Below are 12,191 nucleotides of genomic sequence, written 5' to 3'. Positions count from 1 at the left end.
CTGACGGAACATAAGAAGAACACAAAATGAACAACCTATCACTCAAGCAGAAGATACTGTTGTCCGTGGTGCTGGCCCTGACCCTGGTCATCACCCTGCTCTCCTGGCGCAGTTACAGTGGCCAGAAAGAGATGCTGTTACAAGATGGCCAGGAGCAGGCGAGCCGCCTCGGCACCCAACAGGCAGAACGTATCGCCGACTGGCTCTCAGCCCGTCAGGACGTGGTCAAAGCCCTGGCCGGCAAGGCCAGTAGCGAGCCCCTCAACGCCCTGCAGCAGGCCCAGATCTCCGGTCGCTTCCAGCTCACCTATTTCGGTGAGGCCAACGGCAAGATGCACGACTCGGATCCTTCCATCGACCGTACCGGTTACGATCCGCGCTCTCGCGGCTGGTATCAGGAGGCGATGAACAAGGGAATGCTGGTCGTTACCCAGCCCTATCTGGATGTGGCCTACAACACCCTGGTCGTCACCCTGGCCCAACCCGTGCCCGGCGGAGTCGTGGGGGGGGATCTCTCCATCGCCTCCCTGGTGGAAGACGTCAACAAGATGACCCTGCCGGCCGACGGTTACGCCATCCTGATGCACAAGGACGGCACCATTATCGCCTACAAGGATCCGGCCAAGGCGATGAAGCCGGCTACCGAGATCGATAACGATCTGACCAACACCATCATCGAGCAGAGCAAACGCGGTCAGACCCTGACCCCCGTCTTCTTCGACAGTGAAGGGCGCGACAAGCTGATGTGGGCCACCGACGTGCCGGGCACCGACTGGGAGCTGGTACTGGTACTGGACAAAGAGACCCTGGAAGCCCCCCTCTCTGCCCTGTTGATGACCCAACTCGGACTCGCTCTGCTGGTCCTGGTCGCCAGCATCGCCGCCATCTCCTGGCTCATCGGCATGCTGCTCGGCCCCCTGGCCAAGGTCTCCCAGGCCCTGGCCCGCATCGCCGACGGCAATGGCGATCTGACCCAGCGTATCAAGATCGATACCCGTGACGAGGTGGGCCAACTGGCCGAGAGCTTCAACCGCTTCGTAGGCAGTCAACACCAGCTAATCGGCCACATTCGTACCCTGGCGAGCGAACTGGACGGAGATGCCGAGCGCAGTCTCATCACCAACCAGGAGGCCGTGAATGAGCTGCAACGCCAGCAGCAGGAGGTGACCATGGTCGCCACCGCAGTGACCGAGATGGCGAGCGCCACCCAGGAGATCGCCAACAACGCCGAGAGCACCGCCGCCGCCGCCCAACAGTCGGCCCAGAGCAGCGAGCAAGGCAAGCAACTGGTGAACCAGACCCGTGCCTCTATCAACAACCTGGCCGAGGAGGTCGGGCAAGCCACCGAAGTGATCGGCGAGCTGAGCCGCCACGCCCAGGCCATCTCGGGCATCCTCTCCACCATTCAGGGGATCGCCGAGCAGACCAACCTGCTGGCGCTCAACGCCGCCATCGAGGCCGCCCGCGCCGGCGAGCAGGGACGCGGCTTCGCCGTCGTGGCCGATGAGGTTCGGGTGCTCTCCAAGCGTACCCAGGATTCGACCCAGGAGATCCACGCCACCATCGAGACCCTGCAGCAGACCACCAACCGGGCGGTCAGCCTGATGCAGACCAGTCAATCGTTGGCCGACAACAGCGTGCAGGATGCAGATGCGGCGGCTCGCGCCCTGGAGGAGATCACCCAGGCCATCGCCCTCATCTCCGACATGGCGGGCCAGATAGCGACCGCCGCCGAGGAGCAGACCCAGGTTACCGGCGAGATCACCCAGAACACCACCGCCATCAAGGATGTGACCGACGAGATCACCGCCGCCGCCATGCGCGATCTGGATCAGGCCCACGGCCTCAAGGGACGGGCCAACGACCTGAACCGTCAGGTCGCCACCTTTATCCTGTGACCTCAGGGTCAGATAACAGAGAGGCCGGCAGATGCCGCTATTTGATCACTTAAGAGACGTTGAGTGCCAGCCCACGTCGTATCTGGGCTAAAAAACGAGGGAGGCATGATGCCTCCCTCTTGCTTTGCCAGCCACGCGGTACAAGGGCTGGAGGAAGATGGACCTAAAACAGCCCTTCTCTCCCAACTCAAGCAACACCATGAATATTTAGACAAAAAAATGCGTATCTGAATGACATTGCGGCAAATGCCGGGCTTTGTCTATTCGTCACTCATAGCGCCTCGAGGTGCTCCACCAGCAGTTGCAGGCTGCGGTTGCCGCGCCACTCATTGATATCGAGGCGATAGACAAGGCGCACCCGGCGCACCGAGGCATCGGGCCAGCGGCGCACATCCACCCCGAAGGCGATGGCATCGATGGCGAGTCCGCTCTCTGTGGTGAGCATCATCTTGAGGTGTTTCTCCCCCACCAGACGTTGCTGCACCAGCACGAACTCTCCATCGAACAGGGGTTCCGGGAAGGCCTGACCCCAGGGGCCGGCGGCGCGGATCAGCTCGGCCATCTCCAGACTCAGCTCCTCATCCAGCAGAGCCCCGTCGGTGAGCAGTTCCCCGGTCAGGATCTCCGGGGTCACCAGCTCGGCGATGACCGCCTCGAAGGCACTGCGAAACGCCTCGATGCGATCCTTGGGCAATGACAAGCCGGCGGCCATGGCGTGGCCACCGAACTTGCTGATGATGCCGGGGTGGCGGGTGTCGAGCAGTTCGAGTGCATCGCGCAGGTGCACCCCCGGGATAGAGCGGCCGGATCCCTTGAGCTCCGTTTCGCTGCTCTCGGCGAAGGCGATCACCGGGCGGTAGTACTTCTCCTTGACCTTGGAGGCGACCAGACCGACCACCCCCTGATGCCAGTCGTTGCGGTGCAGCACTATGCCGCAGGGCACCTCACCATCGCGAAAACGGACCTGCTCAAGTGTGGCCAGAGCCTCCTGCTGCATCCCTTGCTCTATCTCCTTGCGCTCCTGATTGAGCGAGTCCATCTCGGTCGCCAGTTGACGTGCCAGATGAATGTCCTCACACAGGAGACAAGCCACCCCGAGGGACATGTCATCGAGGCGGCCCACCGCATTGAGGCGAGGACCGAGGGCGAAGCCGAGGTCGGAGGCGGTGAGGCGGCGCCCCTCCCGACGCGACACCTCGATCAGCGCCTGGATCCCGGGCCGGCAGCGACCGGCACGAATACGCTGCAATCCCTGATGCACCAGGATGCGATTGTTGCCGTCGAGAGCCACCACGTCGGCCACAGTGCCGAGCGCCACCAGGTCCAGATAATCGGCCACATTGGGGGCCGTGAGTCCACGCGCCTCAAACCAGCCCGTCTGCTTTAGGCGGGTATTGAGTGCCGCCATCAGATAGAAGGCCACCCCTACCCCGGCCAGGGACTTGGAGTCGAAGTCACAGCCGTGCTGGTTGGGATTGACGATGGCGTCGGCCTGGGGCAACTCATGGCCCGGCAGGTGATGGTCGGTGACCAGCACCCGCATTCCCGCCGCCTTGGCCGCGGCCACCCCGGCGATGCTCGAGATGCCGTTATCGACCGTGATCAGCAGCTCGGCGCCGCGCGCCTCCGCCAGCTCGACGATCTCGGGGGTCAAGCCATAACCGTATTCGAAGCGATTCGGCACCAGGAAGTCCACCTGCTGCGCCCCCATGGCTCGCAGGGCCAACACGCAGAGAGCCGAGCTGGTCGCCCCGTCGCAGTCAAAGTCCCCGACGATGAGGATCCGTTGCTGGCCATGAAGCACCTCCACCAGCAGATCGACCGCCCCCGCCATCCCCATCAGACCATGGGGAGAAAGCAGGGAGGTGGCACTGCGTTCCAGCAGGCGGGGATCATCGACTCCCCGGCTGGCAAGGATCTGGCGCAACAAGGGATGGAGGGTAGCGGGCAGATGAGTGTCATCTACCCGGGGACGGCGGCGAATCAAGAGGGTCATGGATCTGTCAGCTGTTTTCCAGGAGTTGCAGCAGTTGGCTGGGGCTGCGATAGCCGCTCACCCGCTCACCGCTGGGAAGCACCCAGGTCGGCGAACGGCGAATACCCAACTGACTGGCAAGGCTAGTCTGTCGCTCGAGGATCGCATCACAGCCCTCTTCTGGCAAATCGAATGGGGCCAGAGCGGGGATCTTGCTGCACCACTGCTGCCGAAACTGGGACCACCCCTGACGAGGGTGCGCTATGGGTAACAGGCTGACACTGACCCCGGCCTGCCGGAGCGCACTGAGCTCTTGCCCCATGGAGAGGCACTCATCGCAATCCAGATCGGTAAAGAGCTGAAGATGATAGCGTTCGGGAGTGGCCTGAAGAAGCGGACCCGATTGATGCTCTTTTGCCAGGCGCTGTTGGCGCAGTCGCTGCTGATCGCGCAGGGTCAGATTGACGACGCCGGAGCGAATATCGAGCAGAGCCCCCTGCAGGACGAAGTCACCGGCCCGGTCGCTGTAGACGATTCCATCCGGTGTCTCCAGACGGTAAAGCCCGGGGATGGGGCTCTCGGAAACGGCGAGTACCCGAATCCCGAGCCGTTGATGGATCCGCTCGCCCAGTTGCTGTTCAGCCGCCCTGGCCATCATGCTGACGCATAACAACATCCCTATCAGAAAGAGGTGCTTTATCATTTAATTCTGATAATGAATGAGATTTTGCAACAATCTAACCAATATAAGCCCCGGCGACAACGCGATATCTTGAAAACTGTCAATAGTGACAGGTTATCATCCAAGGGGTGGGGTACTGGGCATTTCGCCCCTTTCGTGTGAGACTGGGCAGGCTCTATAACCATCACAACGAAAGGATTCCAACATGAGCCTGTTACAAGAGTTCAAGGCCTTCGCCGCCCGTGGCAACGTCATCGATATGGCCGTGGGTATCATCATTGGCGCCGCCTTCGGCAAGATCGTCTCCTCCTTCGTGGGTGACGTCATCATGCCCCCCATTGGCCTCATTCTGGGCGGGGTCGACTTCAGCGATCTGGCCGTCACCCTGAAAGCCGCCGAAGGGAGTGCTCCGGCCGTGGTGATCGCCTATGGCAAGTTTATTCAGACTGTGATCGACTTCCTTATCATCGCCTTCGCCATCTTCATGGGGCTCAAGGCAATCAATACCCTCAAGCGTGCCGAGGAAGAGGCGCCGGCGGCCCCCCCGGCACCGACTCTGGATCAGGCGCTGCTCACCGAGATCCGCGACCTGCTCAAGAAAGAGCGCGATCAGTAAGTCACTGCGGCGGGGAGGCGCCTCCCTGCCGCAACGCCCTTCACATAATAAAAAACTAACGCCCACCAATTCGGGTCGACAAACCGGGAGCGTGTGTTTAGCTTTGTCTCATATTTCAGCAACGTTCAACCCGGGACCCGCGCAGTGACCAGCAGCAAACCCCGCTCCCATGCCTTTATCCTCCGTTATCTGGTGTTGCTGGCAGCGCCTCTGCTTATCATCAGCTTCGGACTCTTCTATCTGTTCGTCATCAACCAGCAAAATGCCCAGTTGCGCACCCTGAGCCTGCTCAACAGCACCCTGGCCCTGCAGTGGGATAACACCCTGCGACTCTCACGCCAGGAGTTGACGCTCTTTGGGGACGAAATACGCGCCAGCAAGGGCGTGTTTGACACCGAACAACATGCCCATTACCTCAAGCGCTGGCCTCAACTGGCCAAGATAGGGCCGGTACGCTCACTCTTCTTCGCCTCGGTAGACGGCCAATTCAGGGTCTATCCCCCCGACCCCATCGCCACCCCCTTCACCGCCAGCGAGCGGCAGTGGTATCGGGATGCGCTCGCCCTGCCGGGCAAGCAGGTATGGGGTGAACCCTATGAGGACCTGGTCACCCACGACACCACGGTAACCCTCTCCCAGGCCGTGCTCAACGATGATGGATCCCTGCTCGGTGTCATCGGTGTCGACCTCGATCTGCCGGCCTGGTCCATGCGCATCGGCAAGGTGCTGGAGCGCGCCAGCGGCGCCGTGCACCAGATCATCGACCTGAGTCATCCCGGCATAGTGATCAGCGCCAAGGAGATCGAAAACGGCACCTCTTTCTCCCCCGGCTGGCTTTCTCGACTGGGCCCCTCACAGGAAGGGGAGTTTATCGATCAGGCGAGTGGTGATCTGGTGGCCTTTCATATTCTGAGTAACAACAGCGACTGGGCCGTGGTCAGCTACTACCCCCTCAGGCAGAGCTACCTCTATCAACAACTGCTTCCCACGACCCTGATCTGGCTCGGCATGTCCCTGGCCATCTTCATTCTGGTGGCCACCATCTTCCGTCAACGCCTGGAGCACACCATCACGGCCCTGGTCCAGGTGGTGAGACTACTACGGGTCACCCCGCCGGGTGAGCAGATCGTCATTCCCCACATTCCAGGCATAGAGGAGCTGGGGGAGGAGATCACCATGATCTCCGATCAGATGCAGGCCGAGACGGAGAAGGCACAGCGCGATGGCCTCACCGGCCTTTACAATCGCCGCTATCTGGATGAGCTGATGATCCGCCTGCATCAGGACAATACCCCCTATGTGCTGGCTATCATCGATATCGATAATTTCAAGCAGATCAATGATACCCATGGCCACCCCGCGGGGGATGCCGTGCTCAGGCGCACCGCCACCTTAGGCGAGGAGCTGTTGGCGGGTATGGCCACCCTGTGCCGCTTCGGCGGCGAAGAGATGGTCGCCATCTTCGAGCAGAGTGAGTTTGCCAAGGCGGAGCAGGCGATGGAGCGCTGGCGCCTCGCCCTCTCCAGGCTGGAGTGGCGTGAGCCCGGGCTGAGTGTCACCTTCAGCGGCGGCATCGCCGAGGCACAGGGGGCGGCCCCGGCCCAACTGCTGGAGCGGGCCGATGAGGCCCTCTACCGGGCCAAGCAGGCGGGCAAGAACCGCATCTTGCGAGGTTGACCCGTCAGGCTCTGGGATGATGCTCCCCGTGGAGCGCCTTGAGCCGCTCTCCCGCCACATGAGTGTAGATCTGGGTGGTAGAGAGATCCGAGTGACCAAGCAGCATCTGCACCACCCGCAAGTCTGCTCCGTGGTTGAGCAGGTGGGTGGCAAACGCGTGGCGCAGGGTGTGGGGAGAGAGCTCCCCCGGGATACCGGCCCGGATCGCGTACACCTTGATGCGATGCCAGAAGGTCTGACGGGTCATCATGCGCCCGCGCTTCGAGGGAAACACCACGTCGCTGCTCCCCTCGGGAATGAGCAGCCCCCGCGCCTCCCGGTAGTAACGTTCGAGCCAGTGCATCGCCTCCTCCCCCATGGGTACCAGCCGCTCCTTGCTCCCCTTGCCCACGACTCTCACCACTCCCTGACGCAGGCTCAGGTGCTCGGCGCACAAGCCAACCAGCTCTGAGACCCGCAGGCCGGTGGCGTAGAGCAGCTCCAGCATCGCCTTGTCACGCAGTTCTACCGGATCATCGTGTCGCGGGGCGGCCAACAGAGCCTCCACCTCGGCCTCCGAGAGATCACCCGGCAGATGTTTGGGCAACCTGGGTCCCTCCAGCAGCACGGTCGGATCGTCGGCACGCAGCTTCTCCCGGTTGAGATATTGATAGAAGCGGCGCAGGGCGCTCAGGAACCGGGCAGTTGAGGTGGCGGCGAAACCCTGATCGATGCGCCAGGCGAGGTAGTGCTGCAGGGTGTCGAGATCGACCAGCAACACCGAGCTGCCCTGACCATCGAGCCAGAGGGAAAACTTCTCGAGGTCGGTGCGATAGGAGGCGATGGTGTTATCGGAGAGGCCGCGCTCCAACCAGAGCGCGTCGAGGAATTGCTGGATCAGGGGCTGGCTCATGATGACTCCACTCTATTTGGGCCATTGTAACCGAGCCTGCAGGGGACGGTCGCTTTTGTTAAGATGAAGCCACCTCCACCAAGCCTGACACCAAGATGAAGATAGGTCTGTTTTACGGCTCCACCACTTGCTACACCGAGATGGTCGCCGAGAAGATCCGTGATCTGATCGGCCCCGAGCTGGTCGATATCCACAACATCAAGGACGTGCCGCTGACCCGGATGCGCGACTACGAGGTGCTGATCCTCGGCATCTCCACCTGGGACTTCGGTGAGCTGCAGGAGGACTGGGAGTCCCACTGGGACGAGATCCATACCCTGCCCCTCGACGGCCAGATCATCGCCCTGTTTGGCCTCGGCGATCAGCTCGGTTACGGCGAATGGTTTCAGGATGCCCTCGGCATGCTGCACGACGCCCTCATCACCAAGCCGGTCACCCTGGTCGGCTACTGGCCTAATGAGGGCTACGAGTTCGACGCCTCCAAGGCCCTCATCGACGACGGTCGCCACTTCGTGGGGCTGGCCCTGGATGAGGCAAACCAGTATGACAGGACCGATCAACGCATAGGTCAATGGGTTGAACAAATTCTCGGCGAGATCGAAAGCCTGCTCTGACCCTGGTCGCAAAATCTGGCGCCATGAGACCCCATTGGCATCATCAGATGATGCTCGTCCGTGACAGGTTTCCATAACTCTGTCACTCTTTGCGTAGGCCTCGGGTGACAAGGGGCCGGAAGCAAACGGACGAGATTTCAGAAAAAGGAGTTTTTCATGACCCACCCCATACTGCTTGGCAGTGAGGTGGCCGGGGCCGTGCTCGATCACGCCCTGGCCCTCGGTGCCGACTTTGCCGAACTGTTCGTGGAGCGGCGCCGGCGCAGCCAGGTCAGCCTGCTCTCGAGCCAGATCGAGAGCATCAGCGGCGGCCTCGACTTCGGCATCGGCGTGCGCCTGTGCTACGGCCACAAGGTGCTCTACGGCTACACCAACAGCGGCGATCGCGAGGAGCTGCTGCGCATCGTCACCCTGCTGGCGGCCAAGGATCGCCGCGATCCCCGAGTCACCCGCACCGCCTTCGACTTCACCGCCCTGACCGACCGTCACCCGGTGCGCGAGCCCCTGGCGCGCGACCGCATGCTGGAGGCCAAGATCGCCTACCTGCAGACCCTGGATCGGGTCGCCCGCGCCGAGAGCCCCCTCATCAGCCAGTTCAGCGGCGACGCCCTGGGCTGGGAGCAGGAGGTGACCCTGTTCAACTCCGAGGGACTGGAGGTGAGTGACCGCCGCCACTACAACCGCCTGATGGCTCGCGCCATCGCCATGAAGGACGGTGAGCAGAGCGTCGGCTACGAGGCGCCAGGCGCCCTGATGGGATGGGAGCACAGCGCCCTCATCGATCCGCTCGAGCTGGCCCAGACCGCGGCCCGCCAGGCCCTGATCAAGCTAGGTGCAGCACCCTGCCCCTCCGGCACCCTGCCGGTCATCATGGACAACGGCTTTGGCGGCGTGATCTTCCACGAGGCGTGCGGCCACCTGCTCGAGACCACCTCGGTGGCCAAGAAGGCCTCGGTGTTTCACGACAAGATGGGTGAGCTCATCGCCAACCCCGCGGTCAGCGCCATCGACGAGGGACTAAGCCCCAACGCCTGGGGCTCTATCAACATCGACGACGAGGGGATGGCGACCCAGAACACCCAGCTCATCCGGGACGGTGTGCTGACCGGATTCCTGGTCGATCGCATGGGGGCCCTCAAGACCGGCTATGCCCGCACCGGCTCAGGTCGGCGTGAGTCCTACAAGTTCGCCCCCACCTCGCGCATGCGCAACACCTACATCCAGGCCGGTCCCCACAGCCTGGAGGACATGCTGGCCACGGTCGACTACGGCATCTACGCCAGGAAGATGGGTGGCGGCTCGGTACAACCGGGCACCGGCGAGTTCAACTTCAACGTGCAGGAGGCCTACCTCATCGAGAAGGGCAAGGTGACCCGCCCCCTCAAGTCGGCCACCCTGATCGGGACAGGCCCGCAAGTGCTCAAGGAGATCTCCATGGTCGGCAACAACCTGGCCCTGGCCGCCGGCATGTGCGGTTCGGTGTCGGGCTCGGTCCCGACCACGGTGGGCCAGCCGGCCCTCAAGGTCGATAACATTCTGGTAGGGGGGAACGGCTGATGAGCGAGATGAAGCAACGGCTCGAGCGCCTGCTCGGCAAGGTGGCGGATCTGGGGGCAGAGGCGGACCTTATCGCCAGCCAGGATCGCAGCTTCTCCCTCAAGGCCGACAAGGGGGAGCTGTCGGAGTACAAGGTGACCGGCAGCCAGCAGATCGGCATCCGTCTCATCAAGGATGGCCGGGTCGGCATCGCCTACTCGGAGGCCCTCGACGAGCCGGCGCTGGACGCCATGGTGCAGGATGCACTGGACGCCAGCCGCTTCGCCAAGGCGGACCCGGATCAGCGCATCACGGTCGCCGGCAGCCGGCTGGAAACCCGGGACCCGACCATCTTGCAGCCGGACGAGACTCCGGTCGATGACAAGATTGCCCTGGCCCTGCGCCTCGAGGGGGAGATGCTGCGCCGGGAAGGGGTCAAGGGTGCCCCCTACAACGCCTATTACGAGGGAAGCAGCGAGCTGTGGCTGGCCAATAGCCTCGGCACCCTGTGCCATCACAGGGAGGCGAGCGTCGGCTGCTACACCACGGCCCTGATCGAGCTGGGTGGGCGTCAGTCCATGCATTACCGGGGACAAAGCGAGCGCCGTTTCGCGGATCTGGCCGTCGACGGCCTGATCGAGACCATCTACGGCACCGCCCTTGGCCTGCTCGAGGGCGAAGCGGTGCCGACCGGTCACTATAGCGTGGTGTTTAGCACCAACGCCTTCAGCGAACTGCTGGGCTGCTTTGGCGCCGCCCTCTCCGGCAAGTGGGCCATGCAGGGGATCAACCCCTGGCGCGACAAGCTGGGCCAGTCGGTCGCCAGCCCCCTGCTCACCCTGGAGAGCCACGCCCATATGGCGGGGGGCATGAAGATCCGCGCCTTCGACGGCGAGGGGGCCGCCACCTCCGATCTGCTGCTGATCGGCGAGGGAGAGCTCAAGACCCTGCTGCACAACAGCGCCACCGCCCGCCACTTCGGCGTGACCCCTAACGGCTGCGCCGCCCGTGGTCCTCGCTCTAGCCTGGACGTGGCCCCGCGCCACCTGGTCTTCGGCCTCGGTCCCCACGACGAGCCGCAGGTCGCCAGCGGCCGCTATCTGGAACTGGTCAAGCTCGACGGCCTGCACTCCGGTGCCGATGCGGTAAGCGGCGACTTCTCGTTCGGCGCCTCTGGCTTCCTGTGTCAGGACGGCGAGCGCATCCAGCCGGTACGCGGCATCACGGTAGCCGGCAACTTCTATCGCCTGCTCAAGGAGGTGGAAGCGGTGGGTAACCGGCTGCATCACGACGATGGAAAGGGACTCTACGCCCCCCTCATCCGCTTTGGTGGCCTCGCCGTCGCCGGCAAATGACTTAGCGGCGCCTTCGGGCGCCGCCCCTTTTGGGGCCGATGGCGCCCTCCCCCACCCCTTCCTACCCTGAAAAGGCCGCCGGTCGCATCGGCCGGTCATACAGGAGAATACGGTGATGGACAATACTCTGGTCTGGGCCGACATTCCGGTACGGGATCTCGAGCGAGCCATGGCCTTCTATGCCGGCCTGCTGGACGTACCCGTTCACGCCCAGCACGAAGAGGGGATGGATTTTGCCATGCTGCGCCACGACGGCAGCAATGCGGCCGCCTGCCTCGGCCCCATGGATCAGTATCACCAGCCGGGAGGTGGCGGGCCCCTCATCTATCTGGGACTCAACGATCGACTCAAGGAGGCCGAGGCACGGGTACCGACCCTGGGTGGCAAGGTGCTCGAGCCCCTGCACACCATGGGCATCCACGGATCCCGGGTCATCATCGAAGATACCGAGGGCAACCGGCTCGCCCTCTACGCGCCCCCCGCGGCATGATGCAAAACGGCGACCCCAGGGTCGCCGTTTCTTCACCACTTACCGCCCCATCATCAGGGATTGAGCTGGGTCGGCATGCCGGAACGCTGCTCCAGGGTCTGTTTGACCAGCTTGGAGTCGTTCTCACCGTTCGCGATGAAGCGGGTCAGAGCCTGAGTCATGGGCAGCGGCACCACCACATCTGAGTTGAACTCGGCTTCGGTACGCGACAGGGGCTGGTGTACCTCGAGATAGCGGCTGCCATCGGGTTCGACACTGAACTTGACCGGGCGATTGACGAACTCGACCCGGGTCCCCACCGGCACTGTGTTAAACAGGTACTCGATATCTTCGTTGCGCAGGCGCACGCAACCGCTGCTCACTCGCAGACCGATACCAAAGGTGGCATTGGTGCCGTGAATCGCGTAGAGCTTGCCGATATAGAGGGCGAACAGGCCCATGGGGTTGTCCGGACCG

The 12,191-nt window shown here is 62.9% G+C and carries 11 protein-coding genes; 7 read left to right on the top strand and 4 right to left on the bottom strand.

The window, feature by feature from the left end:
* Positions 1 to 26 precede the first annotated feature (26 nt).
* Entirely contained in the window at positions 27 to 1,898 is a 1,872-nt protein-coding gene (locus tag BN1133_RS14970; protein ID WP_050667294.1) for a methyl-accepting chemotaxis protein, read from the top strand.
* Positions 1,899 to 2,169: 271 nt separating this feature from the next.
* Here the strand turns inward: BN1133_RS14970 and recJ are convergent, their stop codons facing one another.
* Both recJ and BN1133_RS19795 read right to left on the bottom strand, forming a co-directional pair.
* Positions 2,170 to 3,894 (bottom strand): single-stranded-DNA-specific exonuclease RecJ, encoded by a 1,725-nt coding sequence (recJ, locus tag BN1133_RS14965; protein WP_050667293.1) that lies wholly within the window; start codon positions 3,892 to 3,894, stop codon positions 2,170 to 2,172.
* Positions 3,895 to 3,901: 7 nt separating this feature from the next.
* A complete protein-coding gene (locus tag BN1133_RS19795) occupies positions 3,902 to 4,576 on the bottom strand; it encodes a DsbC family protein (RefSeq protein WP_082178022.1) in 675 nt (224 codons plus the stop codon).
* Positions 4,577 to 4,760: 184 nt separating this feature from the next.
* Here BN1133_RS19795 and mscL point away from each other — a divergent pair, with 184 nt between their 5' ends.
* Positions 4,761 to 5,171 (top strand): large-conductance mechanosensitive channel protein MscL, encoded by a 411-nt coding sequence (mscL, locus tag BN1133_RS14950; RefSeq protein ID WP_050667290.1) that lies wholly within the window; start codon positions 4,761 to 4,763, stop codon positions 5,169 to 5,171.
* Positions 5,172 to 5,315: 144 nt separating this feature from the next.
* On the top strand, positions 5,316 to 6,848 hold the full coding sequence (locus tag BN1133_RS14945) for a sensor domain-containing diguanylate cyclase (protein WP_050667289.1): 1,533 nt from the start codon (positions 5,316 to 5,318) through the stop codon (positions 6,846 to 6,848).
* A 4-nt stretch (positions 6,849 to 6,852) separates the two neighbouring features.
* Here BN1133_RS14945 and xerD read toward each other — a convergent pair whose 3' ends face one another.
* Complete coding sequence (gene xerD / locus BN1133_RS14940; protein WP_050667288.1) at positions 6,853 to 7,740, bottom strand: site-specific tyrosine recombinase XerD; 888 nt, start codon at positions 7,738 to 7,740, stop codon at positions 6,853 to 6,855.
* 95 nt (positions 7,741 to 7,835) lie between these two features.
* On the opposite strand from xerD, the gene fldB reads away from it, so the two are divergent.
* From fldB to BN1133_RS14920, 4 genes are all read left to right on the top strand, one after another.
* The gene (gene fldB, locus BN1133_RS14935; protein ID WP_050667287.1) at positions 7,836 to 8,354 is read left to right on the top strand and encodes a flavodoxin FldB; all 519 of its coding nucleotides are present in this window, start codon (positions 7,836 to 7,838) and stop codon (positions 8,352 to 8,354) included.
* 156 nt (positions 8,355 to 8,510) lie between these two features.
* Positions 8,511 to 9,911: a TldD/PmbA family protein gene (locus BN1133_RS14930; RefSeq protein WP_050667286.1), complete on the top strand. Its 1,401-nt coding sequence runs from the start codon at positions 8,511 to 8,513 to the stop codon at positions 9,909 to 9,911.
* Positions 9,911 to 11,245, top strand: coding sequence for a TldD/PmbA family protein (locus tag BN1133_RS14925; protein ID WP_050667285.1), 1,335 nt, complete (start codon positions 9,911 to 9,913; stop codon positions 11,243 to 11,245). Before BN1133_RS14930 ends, BN1133_RS14925 begins: the two co-directional genes overlap by 1 nt.
* Before the next feature lie 115 nt (positions 11,246 to 11,360).
* On the top strand, positions 11,361 to 11,735 hold the full coding sequence (locus BN1133_RS14920; protein ID WP_136612805.1) for a VOC family protein: 375 nt from the start codon (positions 11,361 to 11,363) through the stop codon (positions 11,733 to 11,735).
* Between the two features lie 53 nt (positions 11,736 to 11,788).
* Here BN1133_RS14920 and BN1133_RS14915 read toward each other — a convergent pair.
* A partial coding sequence (locus tag BN1133_RS14915; protein WP_157432350.1) for a L,D-transpeptidase family protein occupies positions 11,789 to 12,191 on the bottom strand: 403 nt, incomplete at its 5' end.

It is taken from the genome of Aeromonas schubertii, assembly GCF_000820105.1.
GTDB lineage: Bacteria > Pseudomonadota > Gammaproteobacteria > Enterobacterales > Aeromonadaceae > Aeromonas > Aeromonas schubertii.
The sequence above is the reverse complement of the archived record's forward strand: the minus strand, read 5'-3'. Positions and strand labels throughout refer to the sequence as shown.